This is a genomic window from Pseudomonas fluorescens (assembly GCF_018614775.1).
Lineage (GTDB): Bacteria > Pseudomonadota > Gammaproteobacteria > Pseudomonadales > Pseudomonadaceae > Aquipseudomonas > Aquipseudomonas fluorescens_BY.
On sequence record NZ_JAGGOF010000025.1, the window covers coordinates 1 to 26,646 of the forward strand.

Annotated in this window: 24 protein-coding genes, 4 tRNA genes and 2 pseudogenes; 21 read left to right on the forward strand and 9 right to left on the reverse strand. The window is 61.6% G+C overall.

Annotated elements, in window-relative coordinates:
• Positions 1-89: 89 nt before the first annotated feature.
• The gene (locus J7E36_RS06830) at positions 90-1,094 is read right to left on the reverse strand and encodes an NADP-dependent oxidoreductase (RefSeq protein ID WP_215001195.1); all 1,005 of its coding nucleotides are present in this window, start codon (positions 1,092-1,094) and stop codon (positions 90-92) included.
• Positions 1,095-1,317: 223 nt separating this feature from the next.
• On the opposite strand from J7E36_RS06830, the gene J7E36_RS06835 reads away from it, so the two are divergent.
• The 4 genes and pseudogenes from J7E36_RS06835 to J7E36_RS25515 all read left to right on the forward strand — a co-directional run bounded on the left by J7E36_RS06835 (position 1,318) and on the right by J7E36_RS25515 (position 5,757).
• Entirely contained in the window at positions 1,318-2,079 is a 762-nt protein-coding gene (locus J7E36_RS06835) for an SDR family oxidoreductase (RefSeq protein ID WP_215001197.1), read from the forward strand.
• Positions 2,080-2,284: 205 nt separating this feature from the next.
• The gene (locus J7E36_RS06840; protein ID WP_215001199.1) at positions 2,285-3,682 is read left to right on the forward strand and encodes a PLP-dependent aminotransferase family protein; all 1,398 of its coding nucleotides are present in this window, start codon (positions 2,285-2,287) and stop codon (positions 3,680-3,682) included.
• Between the two features lie 266 nt (positions 3,683-3,948).
• A pseudogene (locus J7E36_RS25510) lies at positions 3,949-4,848 on the forward strand (methyl-accepting chemotaxis protein); the annotation flags it as partial.
• A gap of 204 nt (positions 4,849-5,052) precedes the next feature.
• Positions 5,053-5,757, forward strand: a complete 705-nt coding sequence (locus J7E36_RS25515; RefSeq protein WP_371856966.1) for a methyl-accepting chemotaxis protein — start codon at positions 5,053-5,055, stop codon at positions 5,755-5,757.
• Positions 5,758-5,895: 138 nt separating this feature from the next.
• On the opposite strand, the gene J7E36_RS06850 is transcribed toward J7E36_RS25515, so the two are convergent.
• Positions 5,896-6,654 carry a hypothetical protein gene (locus J7E36_RS06850; RefSeq protein ID WP_215001203.1) on the reverse strand — a complete coding sequence of 253 codons (759 nt, stop codon included), beginning with the start codon at positions 6,652-6,654 and terminating at the stop codon, positions 5,896-5,898.
• A gap of 371 nt (positions 6,655-7,025) precedes the next feature.
• On the opposite strand from J7E36_RS06850, the gene J7E36_RS06855 reads away from it, so the two are divergent.
• The 4 genes from J7E36_RS06855 to J7E36_RS06870 all read left to right on the forward strand — a co-directional run bounded on the left by J7E36_RS06855 (position 7,026) and on the right by J7E36_RS06870 (position 7,439).
• Positions 7,026-7,101 (forward strand) — tRNA-Glu (locus J7E36_RS06855).
• Positions 7,102-7,103: 2 nt separating this feature from the next.
• Positions 7,104-7,179, forward strand: a tRNA-Gly gene (locus J7E36_RS06860).
• Positions 7,180-7,284: 105 nt separating this feature from the next.
• Positions 7,285-7,360 (forward strand) — tRNA-Glu (locus J7E36_RS06865).
• Positions 7,361-7,363: 3 nt separating this feature from the next.
• A tRNA-Gly gene (locus tag J7E36_RS06870) sits at positions 7,364-7,439 on the forward strand.
• A gap of 59 nt (positions 7,440-7,498) precedes the next feature.
• On the opposite strand, the gene J7E36_RS06875 is transcribed toward J7E36_RS06870, so the two are convergent.
• Positions 7,499-8,173, reverse strand: coding sequence for a Pr6Pr family membrane protein (locus tag J7E36_RS06875; RefSeq protein ID WP_215001205.1), 675 nt, complete (start codon positions 8,171-8,173; stop codon positions 7,499-7,501).
• Positions 8,174-8,274: 101 nt separating this feature from the next.
• A pseudogene (locus tag J7E36_RS06880) lies at positions 8,275-9,140 on the reverse strand (response regulator transcription factor).
• Positions 9,141-9,422: 282 nt separating this feature from the next.
• Here J7E36_RS06880 and J7E36_RS06885 point away from each other — a divergent pair.
• The 12 genes from J7E36_RS06885 (at position 9,423) to J7E36_RS06940 (ending at position 19,782) form a co-directional block, all read left to right on the forward strand.
• Positions 9,423-9,614 carry a Flp family type IVb pilin gene (locus J7E36_RS06885; protein WP_215001207.1) on the forward strand — a complete coding sequence of 64 codons (192 nt, stop codon included), beginning with the start codon at positions 9,423-9,425 and terminating at the stop codon, positions 9,612-9,614.
• 136 nt (positions 9,615-9,750) lie between these two features.
• Positions 9,751-9,939, forward strand: coding sequence for a Flp family type IVb pilin (locus J7E36_RS06890; RefSeq protein ID WP_215001209.1), 189 nt, complete (start codon positions 9,751-9,753; stop codon positions 9,937-9,939).
• Between the two features lie 137 nt (positions 9,940-10,076).
• Positions 10,077-10,607 (forward strand): A24 family peptidase, encoded by a 531-nt coding sequence (locus tag J7E36_RS06895; RefSeq protein ID WP_215001210.1) that lies wholly within the window; start codon positions 10,077-10,079, stop codon positions 10,605-10,607.
• A 2-nt stretch (positions 10,608-10,609) separates the two neighbouring features.
• Positions 10,610-11,938, forward strand: a complete 1,329-nt coding sequence (locus tag J7E36_RS06900) for an AAA family ATPase (RefSeq protein WP_215001213.1) — start codon at positions 10,610-10,612, stop codon at positions 11,936-11,938.
• 15 nt (positions 11,939-11,953) lie between these two features.
• Positions 11,954-12,763: a Flp pilus assembly protein CpaB gene (gene cpaB, locus J7E36_RS06905; RefSeq protein ID WP_215001215.1), complete on the forward strand. Its 810-nt coding sequence runs from the start codon at positions 11,954-11,956 to the stop codon at positions 12,761-12,763.
• A gap of 73 nt (positions 12,764-12,836) precedes the next feature.
• Positions 12,837-14,171, forward strand: a complete 1,335-nt coding sequence (locus J7E36_RS06910; RefSeq protein WP_215001217.1) for a TadE/TadG family type IV pilus assembly protein — start codon at positions 12,837-12,839, stop codon at positions 14,169-14,171.
• 8 nt (positions 14,172-14,179) lie between these two features.
• Positions 14,180-14,659 (forward strand): TadE/TadG family type IV pilus assembly protein, encoded by a 480-nt coding sequence (locus tag J7E36_RS06915; protein WP_215001219.1) that lies wholly within the window; start codon positions 14,180-14,182, stop codon positions 14,657-14,659.
• Entirely contained in the window at positions 14,659-15,153 is a 495-nt protein-coding gene (locus J7E36_RS06920) for a TadE family protein (protein WP_215001222.1), read from the forward strand. The genes J7E36_RS06915 and J7E36_RS06920 overlap by 1 nt, the downstream gene beginning before the upstream one ends.
• On the forward strand, positions 15,147-16,367 hold the full coding sequence (locus tag J7E36_RS06925; RefSeq protein ID WP_215001224.1) for an AAA family ATPase: 1,221 nt from the start codon (positions 15,147-15,149) through the stop codon (positions 16,365-16,367). The genes J7E36_RS06920 and J7E36_RS06925 overlap by 7 nt, the downstream gene beginning before the upstream one ends.
• 3 nt (positions 16,368-16,370) lie before the next feature.
• Positions 16,371-17,807 (forward strand): CpaF family protein, encoded by a 1,437-nt coding sequence (locus J7E36_RS06930; protein WP_215001225.1) that lies wholly within the window; start codon positions 16,371-16,373, stop codon positions 17,805-17,807.
• On the forward strand, positions 17,804-18,790 hold the full coding sequence (locus tag J7E36_RS06935; protein WP_215001226.1) for a type II secretion system F family protein: 987 nt from the start codon (positions 17,804-17,806) through the stop codon (positions 18,788-18,790). The genes J7E36_RS06930 and J7E36_RS06935 overlap by 4 nt, the downstream gene beginning before the upstream one ends.
• A gap of 26 nt (positions 18,791-18,816) precedes the next feature.
• The gene (locus tag J7E36_RS06940) at positions 18,817-19,782 is read left to right on the forward strand and encodes a type II secretion system F family protein (protein WP_215001228.1); all 966 of its coding nucleotides are present in this window, start codon (positions 18,817-18,819) and stop codon (positions 19,780-19,782) included.
• A gap of 241 nt (positions 19,783-20,023) precedes the next feature.
• Here J7E36_RS06940 and J7E36_RS06945 read toward each other — a convergent pair whose 3' ends face one another.
• The 5 genes from J7E36_RS06945 to J7E36_RS06965 form a co-directional block, all read right to left on the reverse strand.
• Positions 20,024-20,293, reverse strand: coding sequence for a DUF3613 domain-containing protein (locus tag J7E36_RS06945; protein ID WP_215001230.1), 270 nt, complete (start codon positions 20,291-20,293; stop codon positions 20,024-20,026).
• Between the two features lie 22 nt (positions 20,294-20,315).
• Positions 20,316-21,029 (reverse strand): tetratricopeptide repeat protein, encoded by a 714-nt coding sequence (locus J7E36_RS06950; protein ID WP_215001232.1) that lies wholly within the window; start codon positions 21,027-21,029, stop codon positions 20,316-20,318.
• Between the two features lie 56 nt (positions 21,030-21,085).
• Positions 21,086-22,255: a type II and III secretion system protein family protein gene (locus J7E36_RS06955; protein ID WP_215001234.1), complete on the reverse strand. Its 1,170-nt coding sequence runs from the start codon at positions 22,253-22,255 to the stop codon at positions 21,086-21,088.
• Between the two features lie 518 nt (positions 22,256-22,773).
• Entirely contained in the window at positions 22,774-23,181 is a 408-nt protein-coding gene (locus tag J7E36_RS06960; RefSeq protein WP_186611541.1) for a PA2817 family protein, read from the reverse strand.
• An 87-nt stretch (positions 23,182-23,268) separates the two neighbouring features.
• Positions 23,269-25,716 carry an acyl-CoA dehydrogenase gene (locus tag J7E36_RS06965; protein ID WP_215001236.1) on the reverse strand — a complete coding sequence of 816 codons (2,448 nt, stop codon included), beginning with the start codon at positions 25,714-25,716 and terminating at the stop codon, positions 23,269-23,271.
• A 270-nt stretch (positions 25,717-25,986) separates the two neighbouring features.
• Between J7E36_RS06965 and J7E36_RS06970 the strand changes: the two genes are divergently transcribed.
• Positions 25,987-26,610 (forward strand): glutathione S-transferase, encoded by a 624-nt coding sequence (locus tag J7E36_RS06970; RefSeq protein ID WP_215001238.1) that lies wholly within the window; start codon positions 25,987-25,989, stop codon positions 26,608-26,610.
• Positions 26,611-26,646 lie beyond the last annotated feature (36 nt).

Sequence of the window (26,646 nt, forward strand, 5' to 3'; positions counted from 1 at the left end):
GGCTTGCTCGCGAAGGGGCCGTATCAGTCGACATCATTTTTGACTGGCACCGCTTTCGCGAGCAAGCCCGCTCCCACAGGCGTTTCAGGTCAGACCTTCAGGACGAGCTTCCCGAAATTCTCCCCGCTGAACAATTTGGTCAGCGTCTCGGGAAACGTCTCCAGCCCTTCGACGATGTCTTCTTTGCTCTTGAGCTGCCCCTTGGCCATCCAGCCGGCCATCTCCTGGCCGGCGGCGGCGAATTGCGCGGCGTAGTCCATGACCACGAAGCCTTCCATGCGCGCGCGGTTGACCAGCAGCGACAGGTAGTTGGCCGGCCCCTTCACGGCTTCCTTGTTGTTGTATTGGCTGATGGCGCCGCAAATCACCACCCGGGCCTTGAGGTTCAAGCGGCTGAGCACGGCATCCAGGATATCGCCGCCGACGTTATCGAAATACACGTCCACGCCTTTGGGGCACTCGCGCTTGAGGCCGGTGTGGACGTCTTCGCTCTTGTAGTCGATGGCGCCGTCAAAGCCCAGTTCATCGATCAGGAACTTGCACTTGTCGGCGCCGCCGGCGATACCCACCACGCGGCAGCCTTTGAGCTTGGCAATCTGCCCGGCAATGCTCCCCACCGCACCGGCGGCGCCCGACAGCACCACGGTTTCGCCGGGCTTCGGCGCGCCTACGTCCAGCAGGGCGAAATAGGCAGTCATGCCGGTCATACCCAGCGCGGACAGGTAACGGGGCAGCGGGGCCAGTTTCGGATCGACCTTGTAGAAACCTCTTGGCTCGCCGAGGAAGTAATCCTGCACACCCAACGCACCGTTGACGTAGTCGCCGACGGCAAAGCCCGGGTTGTTCGAGGCAATCACTTGGCCGACACCCAGTGCCCGCATCACTTCACCGATGCCCACCGGTGGTATATAGGACTTGCCCTCGTTCATCCAGCCGCGCATGGCCGGGTCCAGGGACAGGTACTCGTTTTTCACCAGGATCTGGCCGGCAGCCGGTTCGCCGACCGGGACTTGCTGATACGTGAAGGTCTCGCGGGTAGCTGCGCCCACCGGGCGTTTGGCGAGCAGAAACTGGCGATTGGTCTGGGCAGTCATGGCTGGCACTCAAGATTAGGAAAGCCTTGTTGATAGACCTTCGAGGTGATTGCCGCAAGGTTTGCTGGCGCAGCGAATGCCGTTCAATCCAACGCAGTGATGGTGGTGCTGGCCCCGTTATCACTGTCGCCCATGGACAGCCAACCGGCATCTGGATAGTGCTGCCGAGCCGCGCACAGCTATGGCTATATGACGGCTATCGCCATTCTTCGAGGAACTGACAATGAGCATGACGTTTTCCGGACAGGTCGCCCTGGTCACGGGCGCCGCCGCCGGCATTGGCCGCGCCACCGCCCAGGCATTCGCGGCCGAAGGCCTGAAGGTGGTAGTGGCCGACCTGGATGTGGCGGGCGGCGAGGGCACGGTGCAGTTGATTCGCGAGGCGGGCGGTGAGGCGGTGTTCGTGCGTTGCAACGTGACGCTGGAAAACGATGTGCAGAATCTGATGACCGAGGTAGTCCAGGCCTACGGTCGCCTCGATTACGCCTTTAACAACGCCGGGATCGAGATCGAGAAAGGCAAGCTGGCCGACGGCACCCTTGATGAATTCGACGCGATCATGGGCGTCAATGTGAAGGGCGTCTGGCTGTGCATGAAATACGAGTTGACGCTGCTGCTGGCCCAGGGCGGCGGCGCCATCGTCAACACGGCCTCGGTGGCCGGCCTGGGCGCGGCGCCGAAGATGAGCATCTATGCGGCGTCCAAGCACGCGGTGATCGGCCTGACCAAATCGGCCGCCATCGAATACGCCAAGAAAAAAATCAGGGTAAATGCGGTGTGTCCGGCGGTGATCGACACCGACATGTTTCGGCGTGCCTATGAATCGGACCCGAAGAAAGGTGAATTCGCCAACGCCATGCACCCGGTAGGCCGTATCGGCAAGGTTGAGGAGATCGCCAGCGCCGTGCTGTATTTGTGCAGCGATGGCGCCGCATTCACCACGGGCCATTCCCTGGCGGTGGACGGTGGTGTCACGGCTTTCTGAGGATCCGCAACTCGGTTTGTAGGACGAAGCCCGCACTGGTTGCGGGCTTTTTCTTGGTTGGTCAAAAAAGCGCCGAAGTGGCCCATCAATGTATTTCAAAGGGTGTGAATCGCCTGCTTTGGCGGGTTTGTCGTACATCGTCCGCCGGCGGCCTGTGCTTAACTGTTTCCGGAAAGAAAACAAACGCTTAGGAGTCTGGTTACTCATGGAATTGAGAATCGACCGACAGGCCCTGGTGCCTGTCGTGCAGCAAATTGTCGACGCGCTGACCGGCTGGATCCGCCAGGATGCGGTGCAACCGGGGACTCGCCTGCCCTCCATCCGGCAACTGGCGCGGGAGAATCTGCTCAGCCAGTCGAGTGTCAATGAAGCCTGTGAACGCCTGGTCACTCAAGGGTTGCTGGCGTCCCGGCACGGTTCAAGCTTTGTTGTCGCGCCGCCACCTCTACTCGCCGCTACGTCCGGCGACAGGAGCTGCCAGCAAGGCCCGCTGCTCAGCCGAGGCAGCCTGGCCGACGGTGCGCCCTGGGCGTTGCAACTGGGTGCTGGCGGGCTGCCCGAGCGCTGGCGCGAGAGTGACGACCTGGGCTATGCGATTCGGCAGGTCGCCCGCGCCGACATGGCGGGACTGTTCAGCTATAGCACGCCGCTGGGGTTACCTGTGCTGCGTGAGCAACTGTCCCGGCGCTTGAAGCAACTCAATATTGAAGCCGACGAAAACCTCATCATGACCACCCATGGGGCTACCCAGGGGCTGGACCTGATCGTACGGACACTGCTTGCGCCAGGCTGCTGCGTGGTGGTGGAGAGTCCCGGTTACCCCAAGCTGTTCGACCTGCTGCGGCTGCATGGCATCGCCATGCTCGAGCTACCCAGAACCACGCGGGGGCCGGACGTAGATGCGCTGCAACGCCTGTTGGCGATTCACCGGCCCAGTGCGCTGTTCATCAACAGCGCCTGCCATAACCCTACAGGCAGCAGCCTGGCCCCGGTTGTGGCGCAACGGTTGCTGGAAATGGCAAAAGAACACGCAGTGCTTGTGGTCGAAGACGATGTCTATGCCGATTTCCAGCGTTCGACGCGGACCCGGCTGGCTGCGCTGGATGCCGATGTAGTCTACGTGGGCAGTTTTTCGAAAACCCTGAGCAGTTCGCTGCGCGTCGGTTTCGTGGTGGCGGGGCCGTCCATCATCGCGCGGCTGAGTGAAGTGAAGGAAGTGACCAGCATGGGCGGTTCGCGGTTCAACGAGTCGGTCCTTGCCAATCTCCTGGTCAGCGGTGCCTATCGCAAGCTGGTGCAGCGCCAGCGCCAGCGTTTGGCTGGCGACATGGCGGCGGTCTTGCAGGTGCTGGACGATGCCGATTGGGAAGTCTTTGGCAAACCGAACGGAGGGCTGTTCATCTGGGCACGTCCACCATTTAGTGACTACGCTGATTTGCAGCGTCTGGCGAAACGGTTCGGGGTGCAGCTGTCTCCGCCTACGGCATTCAGCCCTTCGGGCGCCGACAGTGACTGGCTCCGGATCAATGTGGCGTATGCCTGCGACCCGAGGGCCTCGGCGTTTTTCCGGGCCGCGGCCCTGGATCGACCTCGAGTGTTCTGAAAACGACGCGGCTGTAGCTTTTTGCCATTATTCCGACGCCAGCACCTTGTGTTGCAGGGCGTCTCGTTGCGAATCTGCAATCAACACACACTGGCAGAGGACTGAGCGCAATGATTTCGGCCGTGCAAGGACGTTTTGCCAACCTGGGTATGGCAAAGAAACTGGGTATCGGGTTTGTCCTGGTACTGTTGCTCACTGCAGTGGTCGCGGCCATTGGTGTGTGGTCACTTCGAACCATCAGCCTGCGCTTCGATGGGCTCAAGCAGATGTCGTCCCTCAACAGCGAACTGCTGAAGGTCCGGTTGCTTGAGCAGGAATACGCCCTGCGCTCCGACCCCAAGACGGCCGACGCCCTGCGTCAGGGCGTCGACGGGCTGGTTGCCCAGGCCGACGCGCTCAAGGCCCAGTCGCCCGCCAACGTGCCGGTCATGAACGACGTGGAGCAGGCCCTGGCCGCGTACCGCAAGGCCTTCGATGAATTCGTCGGGTTGAGCCAGAGCAAGGACCTGGCGCTGGAAATGGCCAGTTGGTCGGTGTCCAGTGTCGCCAATAACCTGGATGTATTGCAGGCCGGGCTGTCGGACGATGGTGCCTATACCTTGAAGGATTCCGAGGGCAAGGAGGGCACCGAGTTCATCGAGCAGGCCAATCAGGTCAGCGAAGTGTCACGGTTGATGCTGCAGGCCATGAACGAAGCGCGCGTGCGCCTGGACCAGAGCCGCAAAGGCACTGCAGAGGCCGGGGAAGGTCAGATCGAACAGGCCGAGCGAGCCATGAAGCAGGCCGAAGCGCTCAAGACCACGGTCAAGGATCCGGGTTACCAGACTGTGCTCAACGAAGTGGGCGGGCACATCGCCGGGTTCAACGAGCAACTGGCGGAATACACCGGCCTGCTGGCCAAGGAAAAAGCCGTTTATCAGCAACTTCACGAGCGTGCGGCCCAAGTGGTGGAGCGGGTCAATCAAGCCTACGCTGCCGAAGACAATGCCATGCAGACCGAGTTGAAAAAGAACTCGCTGCTGATCATCGGTTCGTCGGCACTCGCGTTGCTGGTGGGCTTGATTGCCGCTTGGGTCATCACCCGGTTGATCGTTGCCCCGCTGCGCAGCGTGATTCGTGTTGCGCAGCAGATCGCGGCGGGCGACTTGAGTGCCACGGTCGAGGTGACGCGTCGGGACGAGATTGGTCAGTTGATGCTGGCGATGCAACAGATGGGCGCGGGGCTGAGCAGTATCGTCAGTGGGTTGCAGGCAGGTATCGAACAACTCGCCAACTCCGCTCAATCGCTGTCGGCCGTGACTGAACAGACCAACCTGGAAGTCAGCAGCCAGAAGGAGGAGACCGAGCAGGTCGCCACGGCCATGAACCAGATGACCGCCACCGTGCATGACGTGGCCCGCAATGCCGAAGAGGCGGCCCAAGCCGCCCAGACCGCCGATGACAAGGTTGAAAGCGGTCAGCAGGTGGTGCGTCAAAGCATGGTGCGTATCGAGCAATTGGCCGATTCGGCCACGTCGGCCAGCTCCAGCATCGAAAGCCTCAGTGCCGAGATCCAGAACATCGGCACGGTGCTGAGTGTGATCAAGAGCGTGGCCGAGCAAACCAACCTGCTGGCCCTCAATGCCGCCATCGAGGCGGCGCGGGCCGGGGAACAGGGCAGGGGCTTTGCGGTAGTGGCCGACGAGGTGCGCGCACTGGCGAAGCGTACGCAGCAGTCCACCGAGGAAATCGAGCGGCTGGTGAGTGCCTTGCGTTCAGCGGCCCAGGCCTCTGTGCAACAGATCCAGAGCAGTGGCGAGCTGGTGAAGATGGCGGTCAGCGATGCGCTACAGACCGAAAGCGCCCTGGGCAGTATCGCGGCGGCGGTGTCGTTGATCCAGCAGATGAACCAACAGATCGCGGCGGCGGCCGAGCAACAGAGTTCAGTGGCCGAAGAGATCAATCGCAGTGTCACCAGCATCCGCGCCAGTGCCGATCAATCGTCCCTGGCGATGCGCGGCAACGCCGCTTCCAGCATTGAACTCGCGCAATTGGGGGTCGAGCTGAAAGGGATGGTGGGGCACTTCAGGTTGTGATGCGGGCAGCGTGAAACCAGAGCCTGTGGCGAGGGGATTTATCTCCGATCGAGTGCGCAGCGCTCGCAAATTCCCGGGGCTGCGCCGCAGCCCAGCGGGATAAGGCCCCTCGCCACAATAAGAAGGTTCGACGAGGTCTTAGTCGTAAACCTTCTTCTTCTTCCATTCGTCGTTGATTTCGGCGTCCTTCAAGCCTTCGGTCAACTGGTTGACTTCGTCTTCGGCCGGCTGGGTGAGGGCCAGGACCATCGCATTGGCGCGGGCCAGGAGTTTCTCCAGATAGTCCAGCTGTTCGGCGTACACCTGCGGCTCTTGCTGTTTGCGCAGGTACTGCACGCCGCGTTCGAACGCCAGGCGGGCCTGGCCCGGTTGTTCCTGTTGCAAGGCTTGCTGGCCGAGGTTGTTGAAGAACTCGATGTGCAGCAACACCAGGATGTGTCGCACCTCGCGGATCCAGCGCTTGGCTTCGTTGGAGGGCAGGAAACCGTCCTGGGCTGCGCGGGTAATCTGACCGTGCAAGGCCTCGAGCAGGAACCGTACATCCTTGGCCTTGGCTTCGGTCAGGATCGGCGCCGGTGGGTTGCCCACTGGAATCGACTCACCCTGGGCCGCCAGCGCGGACAGTTCGTCCAGGCGTGCCTTGACCGCGGCATTGGACTTCTCCAGGTTCAGCAAGCGCTGACAGACATTCATCTCAAGACGCGTCATCAGCAGTTTCAGGGCCGGGGTCATCAACTGCCCGGGGAAGGTTTCGGTGAGTTCGCCACAGCGACGCATGCGGTCGTTGAGTTCAACCCTGGTGCGGACCTTTTCCAGCTTGTTGTTTTCCACCACATGGTTCATGTAGCCAATGGCGATCAACAGGGCGATCCCGGCTACAACGAGCAGGGTGATCATGAGTGGTGTCACCGGTAAGACCTCTTTATTGGGGTACGCATGTCGTGAGTGTAGTGGCTTGGCTATTAAGCGCATAGGTCCAAGGGACGCGATTAGACGGGCGTCGTGCTGTTCATGGGACGCAGGGCTGAATAGATGCACATTGCCACTATTTGCCGGGCGCGACTATAGCGCCTTGGTGGGCGCCAGAATATAGGCGCCAGGGATCGGGCAAGAAAAATCCGCGAATGGTCTTTAAACCGTGGGAAGTCATTGATTTAAATAAATTTATATCTGGGGGTTGACGCCCCCCTAATCCATCCATAGAATGCGCGCCACTTACAGCGTAAAGCACTCAGCCAAACGCGATAAGCAGTGAATGTTGTACGTGTGTCCCCTTCGTCTAGTGGCCTAGGACACCGCCCTTTCACGGCGGTAACAGGGGTTCGAGTCCCCTAGGGGACGCCATTGCGGGAATAGCTCAGTTGGTAGAGCACGACCTTGCCAAGGTCGGGGTCGCGAGTTCGAGTCTCGTTTCCCGCTCCAATTTTAAACAGCGTTGCCTTCGGGCAGGGCTGAGTGAAACCAGAACCGACATCTTCGGATACGGCTCTGGGCACTGGGACACACACCATGTGTTCCGGGCAGCGTGTCCCCTTCGTCTAGTGGCCTAGGACACCGCCCTTTCACGGCGGTAACAGGGGTTCGAGTCCCCTAGGGGACGCCATTTGCGGGAATAGCTCAGTTGGTAGAGCACGACCTTGCCAAGGTCGGGGTCGCGAGTTCGAGTCTCGTTTCCCGCTCCAAATATATAAAAAAACGCCGCTCATTGAGCGGCGTTTTTTTATGCCTGTGATAAAGCCATTCAGGTCAGTGACTCCCGCGAGCGACGTTCGCCCAGGGCCCGATCCAGGGCAATCACGACTAACGCCACCAGGATGAACCCCAGCAGGATCATCGCGGCATTGATCATCACGTGCGGGTAACCCAGCGTGTCCACTTCAAGGAACGGATAGGGGTAAGACTCCACCAGGGCACCGCGCACCAGGGCAAAGACAAAATAAGCCGCCGGATAGATCAGCCATGGCCACAGGTCTCGCCATTGCAAGGTGCCTTTTATCACGCAGAACAACCAATACACCATGAACACCACTGGCATGACGTCATGCAGCAGCTCATCGGCCAGCCACTGGAGTCCCTGGGGGTTCCAGGTGTGGCGCAACAGCAGGTTATACGCCAGCCCGACCACCACGATGCTGGTGGCGACGCCGCCCTGGACAGTGGGCTTGAGAAAGAATCGCCGCAGTGCCGAATCTCCGGACATGGCCGCGCAGGTCAGGACCACCGCGACCAGGAGATTGGTCAGCACGGTGAAGTAGCTGAAGAAGATATCCAATCCGCCCAACAGGCTTTTTCCGGCCTGCCAGCGCGAAGCCAGGATCAGATAGAGCTGGAGCAGCAGGGCAGCCCACCCCAGAACCGCCGCGCATTTCACCAAAGGACCTTGTCTGCTCTGCGTTAAAACCCTGTCATCGCTCATGATCCAGCCTCCTGATAAACGGTGACATCGACCCTAGAAGAGCGCTGGGCGGGTTTCTACTGTCAGGAATGACAGTGCTGACCAACGGTTATTGCGTGATGTCAGCCCTCCAGGCGCTGTACCAGGCTGTCGAGCGCCGCCGTGTTTGCATCGTCGGGCAATGGCGAAGGAACCGTGACGTGTAGCTGTTGCGCCGAACGGTATTCGCTGGGGGTGCAGTTGGCGTACTGCTTGAACGCCCGGGCGAAGTAGGAAGGATCCTTGAAGCCGGCTTCGTAGCCGATGCTGGTAATCGGCATCTGGCTGTTGTCGAGCAACTCCTTGGCAAAGCTCATGCGTTTGTTCAGCACGTAATCGGTGAAGCCCAGCCCGTTGGCTTCCTTGAACAGGCGGCTGAAGCGGAAGGTGGTCATGCCGCACCGCTTGGCCAGGTCACGCTGATCGATGCTGTCGCGAAAATGCTGGTCGATGTACAGCATGGTGTGACTGAGAGCCTGGTGCTTCTGGTGGCCGGAAGTCAGGCGGATGCTCTCGGGCAGTGTGGGGGAATGGTCGATCTGTGAGGTCTTGCCTCGGCCGTTGGCATGGCGGCGCAGCTCGCACAGTTGCACCACGGCCGTCAGGTAGCGCTTGCGCTCGTTGATTGGCAGGGGCAGTACCAAGTATTCCAGACGCTGGAGCGCATGGCCCAGACCGCCAGTTCTTCGGAGTGCTGCACCGTGAACATGGTGATGGGAATCGCCGGCGTCGTGCGCTTGATTTCCAGCAACCGCCGCAGCCCTGGCGTGTCAGGCCGGTCGAAATGGATGCAGATCATGTCGACCTGTTCGCCACTGGGCAACATGGCGTTTTTTGCCAGGGTGCAGTCGCAGGCGTCCCTGAACTGGGAGACGAGTTCCGGGGTGGATCGATCATGGGTCAGATCGAACCACAGCAGCTTTGGCTTTCCAGTCAGATGTGGCGTCATAGGACGACTACCCAGCGGTTCTTCCTGCCCTTTAGCTAGCAGTATTGCCAATGTGCCATCACTTCGCCGAATAAATTTTTATAAAAAAAGCCGCCGTTAGCGCGACGCTCCCCGGAAGGGACGTACGCGCACGGGCAACCCATGCCTGGCCGTCACGCAAAATAGTCCTAGGGATGTGCAAAATCCTCCTAACGGCAATGACCGCCTCCTGACTAGGGTTGCATCAGGCAGTTCGCAATGTTCTGTCCCTTGAGAAAACAACCCCGAGATGAGGTGTGCGAAATGACTCTTCAAGCAATCAAGGCTTCGGTACTGAAGTTCGCCAAAGATGAAGACGGCCTGACCATTGTGGAATACGCCGTGGCCGGTGGGTTGATTACGGTGGCGGTCGCCGCGATGTTCATCCTGCTGGGCAGTGCCGTGAACACCAAGATAACCGCACTGTGCGCGGCGGTGAAAGGTGCTGCTTGCTGACAGCAATTCCAGCAGAGAAGTGCGGTGAAACCCATTGATGTATTGGTTTTCGTCTGTTCTTGAACGCTCGAGACTTCTTAATGGGTTTTACGTTGTTACTGCTCACGATATTTGCGATGGCAGTGAGGTAACTGACATGACGCTTCAAATAATCAGAACTTCGATCAGCAAGTTCGCCAGAGAAGATGGCCTGACCATTGTGGAATACGCCGTAGCCGGTGGCCTGATTACCGTAGCGGTTGCCGCAATGTTCGTTCTGTTGGGCGGTGCTGTGAATGACCGGATTACTGCACTTTGTGCCGCCGTCAAAGGCGCTGCGTGCTGACAGTCATTCCTGCTCAGAAGTGCGGTGAAGCCTGCTGAGGCGCCGGTTTCGATAATAAAAATCCGGACAACTTCTTGATGGGTTTCGCTCGGTTGCAACGTCGCCTGCTCACGATAATCACACTAGGGAGACGCATCATGTCCATGGAACTGCTGGTGTCGACGTTACTGCTGCTGGGACTGCTGGGTGTGGCGGTGGTGAGCGATCTGCTCCGCCACCGCATCCCCAACCTGCTGGTCCTGTTGGGCCTGGCCCTGGGATTGGCAAGCCAAGTGTATTCAGGCGGGATCAGTGGATTGGGCGACAGCCTGTTGGGCGTATTGATCTGCTTCGCGCTGTTCCTGCCGATGTATGTGACGGGTGGTATGGCGGCCGGTGACGTCAAGTTGATGACCATGGTCGGCAGTTTCCTGCCGTTTCATTACGCACTGTGGGCGGCCCTGTTCAGCCTGATCGCCGGTGGTGCGTGCGGTTTTCTGGTTGTCCTGGCTCGCGGCCAACTGCTGCGGACCCTCGGGCGTTACTGGTTGATCGTGCGGGCCCAGGCCTACCTGGCGCCTGAGCCGGATGAAGTGGCTGGTAAACCTTTCCCTTATTCGATTGCGATCCTGGTCGGCACGTTGAACAGCGTCTACTGGCAGTTGATTGCCGGCGGCTGGGGAGGCTAGTCATGCATGTCATCAACGATAGTGATGCCTACCCCAGCGAGCGGGAAGCGGTGCAACGCTTGGCGCCCCAGCCCTGCACCATCCGTGAGACCGGCCTGACCGACAGCTTCCTCGGCGAATTGGTGTGCAAGCATTTGCACGACGCCGGTGTGCTGGACATGCCACGGCTGGTGGAACGCCTGGCGCTGACCGGTGCGGTGCTGGAAGAAGTCCTGGCGTTCCTGCGCAAGGACGGTCGCGTCGAAGTGCTCGGCCAGCTCGGCCTGGCCAGCGTGCAGGCGCTGCGTTACGGTCTGACCGAACGCGGCCGCAGTTTCGCCCGTGACGCCCTGGCGCGCAGCGGTTATATAGGTGCCGCACCGTTCCCGGTGAGTGCCTACCGCTCGCTGATCAAGATCCAGACCATTCACCACGGGCGCATCACCGCCAGCGATATGAACCGGGCCCTGGCGGGCGTGGTGCTGACCCAGGGCATGCTCGATCAGTTGGGTGTGGCGCTGAACTCCGGCCGGGCGATCATGATTTATGGGCCGGCGGGCACGGGCAAGACCTACGTCAGCAGTCGGCTGATCCGTTTGTTCGCCGAGGCGATTTGGGTGCCCCACGCGATTGTCATCAACGAGTCGGTGATCGAGATCTACGACCCGCAGGTGCACCAGCGTCTGGATGACAACAGCCAATCGAACAATCTGATGCTCAATGAAGGCATCGACCGTCGGTTGCTGTGCTGCAAACGTCCGATCGTCATCACTGGCGGCGAGTTGAGCATGGAACAACTGGACGTTCGCTACGACCCTTTCACCCGTCAATACCAGGCCGCCTTGCAGCTCAAGGCCAGCAACGGGCTGTTCATCATCGACGACATGGGTCGCCAGCGCATGGCCCCGGCCGAGCTGCTCAATCGCTGGATCGTGCCCATGGAAGAGAAGCGCGACTTCATCAACCTGGGCGGGGGCCGGCACTGCGAATTGCCGTTCGACCTGGTTCTGGTGTTCTCCACCAACCTCAATCCCCTGGAGCTGGCCGACGAGGCCTTCCTGCGGCGCATTGGCTACAAGGTGCAGTTCGGCTACCTCAAGCCCGAGGAATACGAGCGCATCTGGCGCCAGGAGTGCGAACGCCTGGGCATCCCCTTTGACCCCTTGCTGCTGCGCTTTGTGTTGCAGCGGCTGTATGCAGGCGAGGGCATGCCGCTGGTGCCTTGCCATCCCCGCGACCTGTTGAACATGGCGCTCGATCGCCAGCGTTACCTGGGCGGTTCCGGGCCCCTGTTGCCGCAAGAGTTGGAGTGGGCCTGGCACAACTACTTCGTCCAGCTCGACTTTCTTTGATTCGGAGATACCGACATGAGCTCTCGTACGTTTTCGCTGATAGGCGTTTCCCTGGTGATGGGCCTTGGCGCGGCATGGATGGCCGATTCCTGGCTGAGCGCACGACTCAATGCCACCCCCGATGACCATTTGCGCAGCGTGGTGGTTGCCACGGTAGAAATCCCTTTCGGGCAGATGGTCGAGGCCCAGCAGGTGACCACCGTGCGCATGCCCATGGACACGATTCCGGAAGACGCCTTCGATTCCAGCGAACAGGCCGTGGGCAAGATCGCCACGTTCGACATCCTGCGCGGTGACATCGTGCGCAGCGCCCGTTTGAGCGAACATTTGGGCGGCAGCACCCTGGCCTCGCTGATTGCCCCCGACAAGCGCGCCATCTCGGTCCGAGTGGATGACGTGGTCGGTGTGGGCGGGTTCCTGTTGCCGGGTAACCGGGTCGATGTCCTGGCGACGAAAACCACGGCCGCCGGCAGTAACAACGCCGTGTCGCGAACCATCCTGGAGAACCTGCGGGTGTTGGCCGTTGACCAGACGGCCGGCACCGACAAGACCCAACCGGTGGTCGTGCGGGCCGTGACCCTGGAGATGTCAGCCGGCGAGGCGGAGGCGCTGGTCACCGCGCAGACCGAAGGCAAGCTGCAACTGGCCCTGCGCAACCCGCTGAACCTGGAGAAAAAACCGCTGGCCGTTGCGCCGACGCCAACTGCTCCGCTCATGGCCGCCACCCCTCCAGCGCCCAGACCGGTGGTGCAACGCGTTGCCAGGCAGGACAGCTCGATCACGGTTATCCGCGGGATCGAACGGAGCGTCATCAACGTTCGCTAACCGGCACCGGCAACACCAGGCCCCCAGGCAATGGCGATGTCGATCCTCAACCTCAGTCAACGAGGGCGTGACGATGAACCCCAGTATCCGGCAGCTTTTCACTGCGCCTCGGCGCCAGAAAGGGGCGGTGAGTGTATTGATGGTGATCGCGCTGGTGGCGATTTCCATGATGGCGGCCTTGGCCCTCGATGGCGGACACATGCTGCTGAACAAGACGCGCCTGCAAAATGCCGTGGACGCCGCCGCCCTGGGTGGCGCCAAGACCCTGAGCCAGGTCACCGGCGGCCTGAACATGGCCAGCACGACCCGCGCGGCGGCCCTGGATACGTTGAACAAAAATGCCCAGGCCACGGGCAATACTGAATTGGCCACAGCCGTCGCCGGCAACCCTGGCGCATTTGCGGTGGTGGAGTTGGCCAGCAGCGTCTACGGCCCGTTCTCCTATCCCGGTCCGGCGAATGCCAAATACGTACGGGTGTCGGTGTCCAGTTATCAACTGGCCGGTTTTTTCTGGAATTTCGTTCAAACGATGGGCAGCGCCGGCCTGGGCAGCAAAAGTGTCGCAGCCATCGCCACCGCCGGCCCCAGTCCCACTTCACCGTGTGACCTGTCGCCGCTGATGGTTTGTGGCGACCCCACTCAATACAACCCGGGCGCTGGCAACTTCTGGGGTTATCAGTTCGGTGCCCTGGCGGTCTTGAAGACGGCGGCGGGAAATTCCTCGCCGATCGGCCCCGGCAATTTCCAGCTGCTTGATTTCGGCTCCGGCGGCAGCGCGGTGCGGGAGGACCTGGCGGGCGGCGGCTCGGTCTGCCGCAGTGTTGGCGACAACGTTCAGACCGCGCCGGGCAACAAAGCCGGCCCGACGTCACAGGGCATGAATACACGCTTCGGGATCTACAACGGCCCGATCAGCGCCTCGGACTATCCACCGGACCTGGTCACCGCGTCGAGCACCCCGGCAATGACCTACGACAGTGCGCTCTCCCAGGCGCAATACAAAGGCAAGGCGGTTACGTCGAGCAACGGTGACCTGTCGGCGGGCGGCGAGGCAATCCAGGATTACAACGACTGGCGGGCCCATGTCGCTGCCTGCGTGGCCGGCGGCGCCAGTGGTTGCCAAAGCAACGGGGTTTTCGAGCGGCGGATGCTGAAGATCGTGGTCGGCAACTGCACCGGCAAGCAGGGCGGTTCAACCTCGATTCCGGTGCTGGGGTTTGGCTGCTATTTCGTCGTGCAACCGGTGGATGGCGGCGGTTCGGACTCGCTGGTGTTCGGTCAGTTCGTCAAGGAGTGCGAAGGCGACGGCGTACCGGGCCCAACGCCGTCCAGCGATGCCGGACCGCAGATCATCCAGCTCTACAAAACCTACCTCAATGGCAGCGGCACGCCGAGCAGCGACTCATAGGAGGCGTCATGGGACTTGCCCAGTTCAAATCGCCCCGCGCCCAGCAAGGGGTGGCGCTGGTGGAATTCACCCTGGTGTTGCCGGTGCTGCTGTTGCTGCTGCTGGCCTTCGGTGAGTTCGGTCGGATGCTCTATCAGTACAACGTGCTGCTGCAGGCCAGTCGTGATGCCGATCGTTTCGTCGCCAGCCAGGCGTGGAACACCACCCTCGGCGGCATCGCCCTGAGCAACACGCTGCAGACCCAGACGAAAAACGTGGCGGTGTATGGCGTGCCCAACCAGATAGGCAGCGCCGTGGTGTCCGGATTGACGGCGGCTGACGTGCAGGTTGTCGCGGTGGGCACCGACCACGTGCGCGTCACCATTACCTACACCTTCTGCCCGGTGATTGGCGCGGGCAACTGTGCCGGCTCGATTCCAGGACTTTTCGGCGCGGCCCTTCCGCTGGGTATCCCGTTGGTTGCGACCACTGTGATGAGGGCGCTGTGATGAACAGAAAACACATGGGCGGCACCTACATCGTGGAGTTTTCCTTCGTCGGCCTGCTGGTGTTCATCCTGTTGTTCGGCGTGGTGGAAATGGGCCGGCTGTACTTCACGGCCAACGCTCTGGACGAAGCCGCGCGGCGCGGTGCGCGCCTGGCGGCGGTGTGCAATATCAGCGACCCGGTGGTGCTGCGCCGGGCCATCTTCAACGCGGCAACGGATGCGGGCACCAGCCAATTGATCAGCAACCTGACGACCACGAACCTGGCGCTGACCTATCTGGACGTCAACGGCGCGGTGGTGGCGAACCCTGCCGACACGGTCAGCGCCACCGGCTTCCGGGCCATCCGCTACGTCCGGTTGAGCGTGCAGAACTACGTATTCAATCTGTTCATTCCCGGGTTGGGCATGCCCATTACCTTGCCCGCGTTCCGGGCAACCTTGCCACGCGAGAGCCTTGGGCGCCATTCCGATTCCGCGGAGATCACACCATGCTGAGTACCAGGGAAAACCCACTTGCAAGCGTCACCGGCAAAACCGGGCTGCGATTACTGATCAGCAGCCGCGACGCCATGTTCTTGCGCGACCTGCAATGTGTCTGCCAGCGCATGCCGTGCCTGGAGGTCAGCACCCGGCTGGTGAGCAACGGGCATGTCGATCCCCTCTACGGTCTGGAGCGCATGCCCGACCTGTTGCTGTTGCGGGTCAGCCACCTGTGGCGCGAAGAGTTGGCGGCGTTGCTGCAACGCCCGGCCCATGAGCGCCCGCCGATGCTGGTGTGCGGTCCGCTGGGCGAACAGGAAGGCATGCGCCTGGCGATGCAGGCCGGCGCGCGTGATGTGCTGCCTGAACCTGTGGCTGAAACAGAACTGGTAGCGGCCCTGAATCGGCTGGTGGCGGAGGTCCGCCTCGGCAACGGCGCAGAGGGCAAGCTGATCGCCGTGATCAGTGCCAAGGGCGGTTCCGGCGGGACGCTGGTGGCGTGCAATCTGGCCCAGCAACTCAGCGCCCGGGCGGGCAATACCCTGTTGCTGGACATGGACCTGCAATTTGGCAGCGTGACCCATTACCTCGATGTGGCGCAGACCCACAGCCACCTGGAAGTGCTGCAACAGGTCGAGGACCTCGACAGCATCGCGCTGCGGGGCTTTTGCAGCCACTTCAGTCCGACCCTGCATGTGCTCGGTGGCCGGGCCGGCGAATTGTGCCTGCCCCAGGACGCCCAGCCCGAACAGCTCGACGCGCTGTTGCAACTGACCCGGGCCAGCTATGACTGGGTGGTGGTAGACCTGCCGCGACAGATCGACCACCTCACCGGCTCCGTGTTGGAGCAGGTGGACCGGGTCTACGTGGTGCTGCAACAGAGCGTCAGCCACCTGCGCGATGCCAGCGCCCTGGTACGGATCCTTCGCGAAGACCTGGGCGTGCGCGGCGACCAGTTGCAGATCGTCGTCAACCGCTATGACAAGTCGGGCGCGATCAGCCTCAAGGACATCGGCGAAGCCCTTCGTTGCACGAACCTGTCGAAATTGCCCAATGACTTCAACCTGGTCAGCCAGAGTCAGAACACTGGCGTGCCGTTGGGCCTGCATGCGCCGAAAGCAGCGATCACCGCTGCGTTGCGCGACTTGGTCGAAGACCTGGTCGGTCACCAGATGACCACGAACAAAGGCCTGTTCAAACGCGCCTTCAACCGTTTCTTCGGGGGATGACCCATGATCAGCGACTTCCGCAACCGCTTGCGCAAACAGCCCGGTAAAACCGGCGCTTCCACCGTTCACGCCGACAGCCTGGCGGAGCCGACAGAAGCACTGATGGCCTGGGAGCAGGCCATCCCGGACGTGCTCTACGAAACCCGGACCCAGGTCACCCCGGTGGAGGCCGAATGGCGGGAAAAAATCTACCAGCAGTTGCTCAAGGTCATGGACCTGTCCCTGCTCGATGCCCTCGAACAAGTCGAGGCCACGCGGCAGATTCGTGATATCTGCCAGCGCCTGCTCGATGAACATTCGGCGCCGGTGAGTTCCGCCAGCCGGCAGTTGATCATCAAGCAGATCACCGACGAGGTGCTGGGCCTGGGTCCATTGGAACCGCTGCTGGCCGACCACAGCGTGTCCGACATCCTGGTCAACGGCTTCGCCTCGGTGTATGTCGAGCGCTTCGGCAAACTGCAAAGGACCGACGTGCGCTTTCGCGATGACCAGCACCTGCTGAATATCATCGACCGGATCGTCTCCAGCCTGGGCCGGCGCATCGACGAGTCCTCGCCCTTGGTGGACGCCCGGCTCAAGGACGGCTCGCGGGTCAACGCAATCATCCCGCCGCTGGCCATCGATGGGCCGAGCATGTCGATTCGGCGGTTCGCCGTGGACCTGCTCAACACTGACAGCCTGATCCAGGTGGGGACCATGACCCCGGCCATTGCCCTGTTGCTCAAGGCTATCGTTCGTGGACGCTTGAACGTGCTGATCTCCGGCGGCACCGGCAGCGGCAAGACCACCATGCTCAACGTGCTGTCCAGCTTCATTCCCCACAACGAACGCATCGTCACCATCGAAGACTCGGCCGAATTGCAATTGCAGCAACCCCACGTGGTGCGCCTGGAAACCCGGCCTTCGAATATCGAAGGCCGGGGCGAGGTCAGCCAGCGGGAACTGGTGCGCAACAGCCTGCGGATGCGCCCCGACCGCATCGTCATCGGTGAGGTACGTGGCGCCGAAGCGCTGGACATGCTCACGGCGATGAACACCGGTCACGACGGTTCCCTGACCACCATCCACGCCAATACCGCGCGCGATGCCCTGGGGCGGATCGAGAACATGGTGTCGATGACCGGCGCGACGTTTCCGATCAAGGCGATGCGTCAACAAATCGCCTCGGCCATCGATGTAGTGATCCAGCTGGAGCGTCAAGAAGATGGCAAACGACGCGTGGTCAGCATGCAAGAGATCAACGGGATGGAAGGCGAGATCGTCACCATGACCGAAATTTTCTCTTTCGTGCGCCAGGGCATCGGCGAACACGGCGAAGTGCTCGGGGAATACCGGCCCAGCGGCATGATTCCGGCTTTCCGCGAGGTGCTGGCCAAGCGCGGCATCGAACTGCCGCTGAGCCTGTTCCGCCCTGAATGGATGGAGGCGCGGCCGTCATGAATCATATTCCCGGTGAATTCATCCTGATCTTCCTCGGCATGGTGTTCATTGCCGTCTTCCTGTTGTCCCAGGGCGTGGTAGTGCCGGTGTTCGGCGAGGCCGGCAAGATGCGCAAGCGCATCCGTGGGCGCTTGCATGTGCTGGAGAAAGCCAACCAGTTGCCCAACATGCAGACCGTGTTGCGGCAGAAGTACCTGACGCACCTGTCGCCTCTGGAAGCCCGGCTTGAACAACTGCCGTTCATGGCCAGCCTGACCCAACTGATCGAGCAGGCCGGTCACCAATACCGAGCCTATCGGGCGATGCTGCTCGGCCTGGTCCTGGGCTTGGCGGCGGGTGCCGTGGTGCTGATGGTGACACCGCTCTGGTGGATGGCGTTGCTGGCGGCGTTTGCCGTGACCTGGTTACCGGTGCTGAAAATCATGCGTGACCGCAACAAGCGTTTCGCCGCGTTCGAGGAGGGCCTGCCGGATGCGCTGGACGCCATGTGCCGGGCCCTGCGCGCCGGGCATCCGTTCAACGAAACCCTGCGGCTGGTCGCCGATGAGCACAAGGGCCCGGTCGCCCAGGAGTTCGGCCTGACCTTCGCCGACATCAACTATGGCAACGACGTGCGCCGGGCGATGCTCGGCCTGCTGGAGCGCATGCCAAGCATGACGGTGATGATGCTGGTGACGTCGATCCTCATCCACCGTGAGACCGGCGGCAACCTGACCGAAGTGCTGGAGCGCCTGAGCCGGTTGATTCGCGGGCGTTTTCGCTTCCAGCGCAAGGTCCGGACGCTGTCGGCGGAAGGGCGCATGTCGGCCTGGGTGCTGGTGGCGATTCCCTTCGTGCTGGCGATTGCCATCGTGCTCACGAGCCCCAGCTACATGCCGGTCCTGCTCAATGATCCGATCGGCCACAAGCTGATCATCGGTGCGTTCTGCGCCATGTTGGTCGGGATTTTCTGGATCCGCAGAATCATCCGGATCCAAGTCTGACCGCTGTCTGTCGCGAGGTATCAGTCATGGATTTTTTGCTCGGGTTGTTCAGTCGGTTTACCGGCAACGAGGAGCTGGCCCGCCTGTTGTTCATTACTGCAATTGGTCTCAGCACCGTGTTGGCGGCGGTCGCTGTGCTCCTGCTTCTGCTGGGTTTGCAAGACCCGGTGCAACGGCGCCTGGCGCTGATCAAACGGGGCTACTCAGGCAGTTCGGTGGGGCAGGAGGCACCGGGTAACCTGCAGCTCTTGCTGGAGCGGGTGGGGCAACGTTTTGCCTCGACCGATCCGGCGCGCACATCGGCGACCCAGACCCTGCTGATCCACGCCGGCTACCGCTCCGCGTCGGCGGTGCAGATCTACTGGGCTGCGCGCCTGATGTTGCCGCTGTCGCTGCTCGGTCTGGCGCTCCTGCTGATGCCGTTGATCAAGGTGTCCGGGGCAATCATCCTGTTGGCGGTGGCTCTGGTGGCCGGTATCGGCTGGCTGCTGCCGGCGCTCTATATCGGCAAGCGCAAGCAGGCGCGGCAGGGCCGGCTGCGTGCCGCGTTCCCGGATGCGCTGGACCTGATGGTGGTGTGCGTCGAATCGGGCCTGGCCCTGCCGACGACCATCGAGCGGGTGGCTGAAGAAATGTCGGTGAGCCAGGTTGAACTGGCCGAAGAACTGGCCCTGGTCAACGCGCAGATCCGCGCGGGTATCACCAGCACCGAGGCACTTCGGCAACTGGCCATGCGCACCGGCCTGGACGACATCCAGGGCTTGGTCAGCCTCTTGGCCCAAAGCATCCGTTTCGGCACCAGCGTGGCCGATACCCTGCGTATCTACGCCGACGAGTTCCGCGACCGGCGTACTCAGGCTGCCGAGGAGATGGGCGCTAAAATCGGTACCAAGCTGATCTTCCCCCTGATCTTCTGCCTGTGGCCGAGCTTCTTCCTGGTGGCCATCGGCCCTGCCATGATCGGCGTGTTCAGGGCGTTCGGCAATATGTAAGCCAACCACCCAACCGTGGCGATGAAGCTTGCTCCCGCTGGGCTGCGCACCCGAGCGGGAGCAAGCTGCATCGCCACGGTCATTCCAGGCTGAAGCTCTATCTCAGCGCCACGCAACTCCCTCGTCACAGAGACTCCTGTTCGCAACCCCATGCAGCCGAACAAAAAAAACGTGGTGAGGGATTTTCCCCACCACGTTCTTTTCATTCAGCAAATCCCCAGCTCAACTCATGCCCGCCCCATCATTTGCTACTGCTGACTTCTCCTCCCGATTTCTGCTCGAAGAATTCCGGGATGGGATAGTTGAAGCTATTGAGCCAGCGTTGCATGGCCAGTTCGCGTTCGGTGGCCGAGGCGGTTTGCAGGTTGGTGGAGGCCACCACGCCGCGGATCTGCAGTTGCATCCAGCTTTCGGTGCCTTGTTGGGCTGCCGACGCAGGGCCTGGCTCGATCGCCCAGGCAGGGGTGGACAGGCACAGCATGCACACGATCATCAGTTGTTTGGTTTTCATCTCGTAGACTCCTCGTCACGTTCTACTTGATTGCGCCGGATGAGGCGTCGACGACTTCGTTCAGGCGGTTCGCTTGCGACGTCGCTGCGTTGTTGGCCGTGCCTCTGATTTTTTCCGCGCGGGCCTGGGCGTCTGCCACCTGCTGGGGACTCAGCTTGGCCATGCTCGCGAGTTCGGCGGCCTGCTTCCAGTTGTCCTGGTAAATCAGCAGGGTCACCATATTGAACGCGGCCAGCGAGTCGGACTGTTGGAGTTCCATGGCGGTCATGAACTCGAAGCGCGCCTGCGCAATGCGCCGCTGATTGAGGTAGACGACCCCCAAGTCATTGCGAATCTTGCCTTCGGTAGGGGCCATTTTCGCCGCGCGTTCAAGGTGTTCCGTGGCACTCGTATTGTCATTCTTGACGGCGGCCAACTGGCCCAGGCCATGTTCGCCATCAGCCGCCAGGCAGGTACCGAGCAGGCTTTTATACAGCGGCTCTGCCTCGCTGCGCCCCATCAGGCGCAAGACACGGGCCTTGCGCAGGCGGACCTGGACCAGGTTCTCGGGCAAGCGTTCGAGGTTCGCCAGGCTGGCGTACAAACGGCCCTCGTTGGCCATATCGTCAGCCAGATTGAGTGCCAGTTCCTGATCAGATTCGGGCTTGGCGCAATTGGCCGGATTCGATGCCACTACACCGTTGCTGGAACAGCCGGCCAGCACCAAGGTTGCCGCGATAACGAACATTGCTTTCATCGAATACCTCCTCGTAATGGAGTGGACACCGGGCGCCACGCACTGCACGCGCCGGCTCATTGGGAAAGCCCGCTACGGTTGTCGAACTCGCCATGTTCGAGGAAGTACATGCGGTAGAAATTCGGGTCGTAGTTGCGCAACTGTTCGCCCGGCAACGTCGGCAACTGCGCATTGACGGCCAGGGGCTGGACCAGGTGCGGCGTGACGATCATCAACAGCTCGCGCTCTTCACGGTCGATGGAGTGGTCGCGAAAAAACGCGCCCAGCACCGGGATGTCGCCCAGCCCCGGAAACTTGTTCACCTGGGAGCTGTTGCGCGTGCTGATCAGCCCGCTGATGACAAAGCTCTCGCCGTCAGCCAAGGCGATACTGGTGTCGGTCCGGCGCACGGTGAGTGCTGGGACCAGTGTCCCGGCGATGTTCACCGCATTGGTGAAATCCAGTTCGCTGACTTCCGGCGCGACCTTCAGGGCGATACGATTCTGCCCGATCACGGTGGGGGTCAGGGTCAAGCGAATACCGAACTCCTTGTACTCGATGGACACGTTATCGCTGCCGGCACTGGGCACCGGTATCGGCACCTCGCCGCCGGCCAGGAAGCTCGCGCTCTGTCCGCTGAGGGCCACCAGGCTCGGCCGCGCCAGGGTATAGGCAAATCCGCTGCCTTCCAGTGCGTTGATCATCAGCAGGGTCTTGCCGGTGGCGAACGACAGGTTGAACATGTCGTTATTGACCGGCAGCGAGGGGCGAACCACACCACCGATGGTGGGCAAGGTCCTCGGTGAGCCGAACTGGAAGTTGCCCCTGCCACCGAACAGCGATGTCGAGGCTTCCTTGAGTTTGGTCCGGCTGACTTCGACGAAACGGATATCGGTCTGTACCTGGGCAAGCAGCATCGGGTCTTCGGAAGGCCCGCTCGCCACGCTGGTCAGCGCAGCAGTGGCGCGGCCCTTGACGAACACCATGCTCTGGCGAGGTATTTTCGAACAATCCGTCCAGACCATCAGGCTGGTGGCGCCAGGCGTCAAACCCGTGAGGATGAAGGCATCGCTGCCACTGGGCTGCACGTCGGCAATTTTCGGGTCGCCCACTGCCAGCTTCGTCACGGGGGCGAGGATACGCAGTTCGTTCTGCAAACCCTGGCCGACCTCGAAGGTCGCGGGCAGGCTGTCCAGTTGGGAGCAACTGGCGGCTGCGGCCTGCGCCGCATCCAGACCAAGGCCCATCCAGAGGAGGCCATGAATGAACTGCTTTTAAACGGGCACGGTACGATGGGTCATGAAGTGATCCTCGATAATGAGGCCATCCCTAGGCTTAACCAGTTGCCTCGGATCACTTGAGAGGCCCGGGCTGCCCCTTCCATCTACCAGACTATTCATGGGTTCCGGCTACTTGCCTCGCTGCCACAGGCAAACGGGCACGTCACACCGGCCTGACTGAACGGCAGGCAACTCACATAAACCTATAGGGGGCCCGGAATACCCGGGTCATCAAGCAAGGTGACCGGTGCGAACAGACCGTTTGAAGAGCGGTTTACCCATCCCGTCATCGCTTCTTTCTGACGGTAGTTCAAGCATGGCAAAGCGCCACGGGTTAAGTAAAAAAAGAACAAAAAAGTGACGGGCGTAAAATCTTGCAGCGCAGTAGTGTCAATAATTTGTCTTTAGAGGGTTCGCTGCCTTGCGCAGATATAAAAAAAAACCCGCCGGATGATCCGTGCGGGTCTTGGTATGACTGATCGCAGTCAGTGCTTGCTGTCTTGGTCCGACATTGCCAGTAATTGCTTTTCCTGGTTCCAGTCGAAGGGTTCGTCGTTTTGCTCCGCTTCGAAGCGGCGCTCCTCCAGGGCCTGATAAAGACTGATCTCTTCATCGGGCATGTAGTGCAGGCAGTCACCGGCGAAGTACCAGAGCAGGTCGCGAGGCACCAGGTGGGCGATTTGTGGGTAACGGACGATCACCTGGCACAGGAGGTCCTGGCCCAGGTACTGGCTTTCGATCGGATCGACGGGCAGTTGCGCACGCAATTCATCGAAGCGCTCCAGGAACAGGGCATGGCTTTCTTCGGGAACCTGTTCGGCCTCACCTACGGCGACCAGGATGCTGCGCAAGTGGTCAAGCAGGACAAGGTGATCGGCAACGACATTGGACACGAGATAAGTCCTCAAGAGCAAAACGGGCGCAGGAGTATAAAGCCCCTGCGCCCGCTTTTACATCGCCGTGGATCGGCAGGGAGCCGATCAGCGGACCTTGGCTTCGGCCAGCGTCAGCGCCTCCTTATCGAAATCATCCACGTCGATGACCTTGCGCCGCGCCGCTTCGGCTGCGCGCAGGGTCTGCGCTTCATCAGCTTGCAGCACACCGGCTTCAAGGGCTGCATCGATGGGATGTTCGCCCGGTGCCGGGTTGAACTGGCCCTGCTTGAGCGCATCGTGCAGTTTTTTCTGCAACGGATGGGCGGCGGCCAGCAGGTCGGCGGCGTGCTGCAGGGCGCCCACCGGATCATCGGCCGATTGCGGGCGATAGCAGCCCTGCAGCAGCTCTTCGAGGGTCGGGTCGCCTTTGGCCCGGCCAATCACCGCAGCCACCTCGGCGTCCAACCGGTCGCTTGGGCCTTTGTGGCGACGACCGAAGGGGAACACCACCAGACGCAACAGGCAACCCAATACCCGGTTCGGGAAGTTGCCCAGCAGCTCATCCAGCGCGCGCTCCGACTGGCCCAGGCTTTCTTCCATGGCCCAGGTGAACAGCGGCGCCATGTGGTCCGGCGAGTCCAGGTCGTGGTAGCGCTTGAGCGCGGCGGACGCCAGGTAAAGATTGCTAAGCACATCCCCCAGGCGTGCCGACAGCCGTTCGCGACGTTTCAGCTCACCACCCAGCAGCATCATGCTCAGGTCCGCCAGCAGGGCGAATGCCGCCGCCTGCCGGTTCAGCGCGCGGAAATAACCCTGGCTCAAGGCGTTGCCGGGAGCCCGTTCGAAATGCCCCAGCCCGAGGTTCAGCACCAGGGTGCTGGCCGCGTTACTGACCGCAAAGCCAATGTGCTTGAGCAACAGACCGTCGAACTCGACCAGCGCCTGGTCCTTGTCTTCACGGGTCGCCAGGGCCATTTCCTTGAGCACGAAGGGGTGGCAGCGGATCGCGCCCTGGCCGAAGATCATCAGGTTGCGCGAGAGGATGTTCGCGCCTTCCACCGTGATGAAGATCGGTGCGCCTTGCCAGCTACGGCCCAGGTAATTGTTCGGGCCCATGATGATGCCCTTGCCGCCGTGCACGTCCATGGCGTGGCTGATGCATTCCCGACCGCGCTCTGTCAGGTGGTACTTGAGGATGGCCGACAGCACCGAGGGCTTTTCCCCCAGGTCCACTGCGTTGGCGGTCAGCATGCGAGCGGCATCCATCATCCAGGCGTTGCCACCGATGCGCGCCATGGCTTCCTGGATGCCTTCGAACGCCGACAACGGCACATTGAATTGTTCGCGCACCTGGGTGTACTGGCCGGTCACCAGGCTGGTGAATTTTGCCGCGCCGGTGCCCACCGCCGGCAGGGAAATCGAGCGGCCGACCGACAGGCAGTTCATCAGCATCATCCAGCCCTTGCCGAGCATCGCCTGGCCGCCAATCAGGAAGTCCAGCGGGATGAACACGTCCTTGCCCCAATTCGGACCGTTCATGAACGCGGCGCCGAGGGGCAGGTGCCGGCGGCCGATATGCACGCCCGGGGTGTCGGTGGGGATCAGCGCAAGACTGATGCCCAGGTCCTCTTCGTCGCCCAGCAGGTGGTCGGGGTCATAGGCCTTGAAGGCCAGGCCGAGGAGGGTGGCTACCGGGCCGAGAGTGATGTAGCGCTTCTCCCAGTTCAGGCGCAGGCCGAGGGTTTCCTGGCCTTGCCATTCACCCTTGCAGATGATGCCGGTGTCGGGCATGGCCCCGGCGTCGGAGCCGGCCAACGGCCCGGTCAAGGCGAAGCAGGGGATATCGTCGCCACGGGCCAGCCGTGGCAGGTAGTGGTCGCGTTGTTCGTCGGTGCCGTAGTGCAGCAGCAGCTCAGCCGGGCCGAGGGAGTTGGGGACCATCACCGTGGAGGCCAGGTCGCCGCTGCGGGTCGCCAGCTTCATCGCCACCTGGGAGTGGGCGTAGGCGGAGAAACCCTTGCCACCGTATTCCTTGGGAATGATCAGGGCGAAGAAGCCGTGCGCCTTGATATGGGCCCAGGCTTCAGGTGGCAGGTCCATGGCCTGGCCGATCTGCCAGTCGCTGACCATCGCACAGAGGTCTTCGGTCGGTCCGTCGAGGAACGCCTGTTCCTCCTCGGTCAGTTGCACTTTGGGGTAGGCCAGCAGTTGGTCCCAGTCCGGGCGGCCGCTGAACAGTTCACCGTCCCACCACACCGTGCCGGCGTCGATGGCGTCGCGCTCGGTCTGGGACATGGGCGGCAGGGTTTTCTGGAACCAGTCGAACATCGGCGCGCTGAAATACTGGCGGCGCAGGTCCGGCAACAGCAGGGGCGCTGCGACGGCGGCGAGCAGCACCCAGAGGATCAGCAGCAGCCAACCGGGCGCGTGGCTGAAAATGCCCATGGCCAGCAGGTAGACCGCGACGATACCCAGGGCGGGCAGCGGGTCGGTGCGCCGATGGGCCAGCCAGGCAATCCCGATGACCAGAACCAGTATCCACAACAACAGCATAGGTAATCCTCCGTGAACAGGGCAAAACCGACCCACAGAGCTTAGACGGCCTCTGCAAAACCGGCGGTCGGCGCGAGGTGATTGATTTCGTGGGAAACCCCGGATGCGATGCGCCAGTCTGGTTGGCAACAGCCGTGGGAAATCGTTCGTTAAGCAGGTGAGAAAACGCCATTGTTTGGCCGAAACGCCGTTGACACGGACGCAGGACGATTTGAGTCGCGGCGGATCCGGCGTATGCTGCTGCGGCATTTATCCACTGAGGGAACCGTGATGCTGAAGATCTGGGGTCGGAAAAATTCATCGAACGTGCGCAAGGCATTGTGGTGTGCCGAGGAGTTGGAGTTGTCCTACGAGGGCATCGACGCCGGCGGTGCATTCGGTGTGGTGGACACCCCCGATTACCGCGCGAAGAACCCCAACGGCCGCGTTCCCATGATCGAGGATGACGGTTTCGTGCTGTGGGAATCCAACACCATCGTGCGCTATCTGCTGGCCCGTCATGCGCCGGATTCGGCCTGGTACCCGGCCGATGCCCGGGCACGGGCCAGCGCCGAGAAATGGATGGACTGGACCACATCGTCCCTTGCCGGACCGTTTCGTACCGTCTTCTGGGGTGTCCTGCGCACGCCGGCCGAGCAGCAGGATTGGGCCGCCATCCACGCGGCAATCAAGGAATGCAACGACTTGCTGGCAATGGCCGACCATGCCCTGGGCGAGCAGCCTTACCTGTCCGGCACGGAAATCGGCATGGGCGACATTCCCTTGGGCTGTTTCATTTATGCCTGGTTCGAGATGCCCATCGAACGGGCCGCCTTGCCTCATCTGGATGCCTGGTACCAGCGCTTGCAGCTGCGTCCGGCATACCGCAAGGCTGTCATGACCGCGTTGACTTAATAGTGACTATCGACACACTTGACTGTACTTGGGCGG

What these genes read in the sequence shown, in the direction of transcription:
- J7E36_RS06830 (WP_215001195.1), bottom strand. Translation starts at nt 1,094, where the DNA reads ATGACTGCCCAGACCAATCGCCAGTTTCTGCTCGCCAAACGCCCGGTG.
- J7E36_RS06835 (WP_215001197.1), top strand. Translation starts at nt 1,318, where the DNA reads ATGAGCATGACGTTTTCCGGACAGGTCGCCCTGGTCACGGGCGCCGCC.
- J7E36_RS06840 (WP_215001199.1), top strand. Translation starts at nt 2,285, where the DNA reads ATGGAATTGAGAATCGACCGACAGGCCCTGGTGCCTGTCGTGCAGCAA.
- J7E36_RS25515 (WP_371856966.1), top strand. Translation starts at nt 5,053, where the DNA reads ATGACCGCCACCGTGCATGACGTGGCCCGCAATGCCGAAGAGGCGGCC.
- J7E36_RS06850 (WP_215001203.1), bottom strand. Translation starts at nt 6,654, where the DNA reads ATGATCACCCTGCTCGTTGTAGCCGGGATCGCCCTGTTGATCGCCATT.
- J7E36_RS06875 (WP_215001205.1), bottom strand. Translation starts at nt 8,173, where the DNA reads ATGAGCGATGACAGGGTTTTAACGCAGAGCAGACAAGGTCCTTTGGTG.
- J7E36_RS06885 (WP_215001207.1), top strand. Translation starts at nt 9,423, where the DNA reads ATGACTCTTCAAGCAATCAAGGCTTCGGTACTGAAGTTCGCCAAAGAT.
- J7E36_RS06890 (WP_215001209.1), top strand. Translation starts at nt 9,751, where the DNA reads ATGACGCTTCAAATAATCAGAACTTCGATCAGCAAGTTCGCCAGAGAA.
- J7E36_RS06895 (WP_215001210.1), top strand. Translation starts at nt 10,077, where the DNA reads ATGTCCATGGAACTGCTGGTGTCGACGTTACTGCTGCTGGGACTGCTG.
- J7E36_RS06900 (WP_215001213.1), top strand. Translation starts at nt 10,610, where the DNA reads ATGCATGTCATCAACGATAGTGATGCCTACCCCAGCGAGCGGGAAGCG.
- cpaB (WP_215001215.1), top strand. Translation starts at nt 11,954, where the DNA reads ATGAGCTCTCGTACGTTTTCGCTGATAGGCGTTTCCCTGGTGATGGGC.
- J7E36_RS06910 (WP_215001217.1), top strand. Translation starts at nt 12,837, where the DNA reads ATGAACCCCAGTATCCGGCAGCTTTTCACTGCGCCTCGGCGCCAGAAA.
- J7E36_RS06915 (WP_215001219.1), top strand. Translation starts at nt 14,180, where the DNA reads ATGGGACTTGCCCAGTTCAAATCGCCCCGCGCCCAGCAAGGGGTGGCG.
- J7E36_RS06920 (WP_215001222.1), top strand. Translation starts at nt 14,659, where the DNA reads ATGAACAGAAAACACATGGGCGGCACCTACATCGTGGAGTTTTCCTTC.
- J7E36_RS06925 (WP_215001224.1), top strand. Translation starts at nt 15,147, where the DNA reads ATGCTGAGTACCAGGGAAAACCCACTTGCAAGCGTCACCGGCAAAACC.
- J7E36_RS06930 (WP_215001225.1), top strand. Translation starts at nt 16,371, where the DNA reads ATGATCAGCGACTTCCGCAACCGCTTGCGCAAACAGCCCGGTAAAACC.
- J7E36_RS06935 (WP_215001226.1), top strand. Translation starts at nt 17,804, where the DNA reads ATGAATCATATTCCCGGTGAATTCATCCTGATCTTCCTCGGCATGGTG.
- J7E36_RS06940 (WP_215001228.1), top strand. Translation starts at nt 18,817, where the DNA reads ATGGATTTTTTGCTCGGGTTGTTCAGTCGGTTTACCGGCAACGAGGAG.
- J7E36_RS06945 (WP_215001230.1), bottom strand. Translation starts at nt 20,293, where the DNA reads ATGAAAACCAAACAACTGATGATCGTGTGCATGCTGTGCCTGTCCACC.
- J7E36_RS06950 (WP_215001232.1), bottom strand. Translation starts at nt 21,029, where the DNA reads ATGAAAGCAATGTTCGTTATCGCGGCAACCTTGGTGCTGGCCGGCTGT.
- J7E36_RS06955 (WP_215001234.1), bottom strand. Translation starts at nt 22,255, where the DNA reads ATGGGCCTTGGTCTGGATGCGGCGCAGGCCGCAGCCGCCAGTTGCTCC.
- J7E36_RS06965 (WP_215001236.1), bottom strand. Translation starts at nt 25,716, where the DNA reads ATGCTGTTGTTGTGGATACTGGTTCTGGTCATCGGGATTGCCTGGCTG.
- J7E36_RS06970 (WP_215001238.1), top strand. Translation starts at nt 25,987, where the DNA reads ATGCTGAAGATCTGGGGTCGGAAAAATTCATCGAACGTGCGCAAGGCA.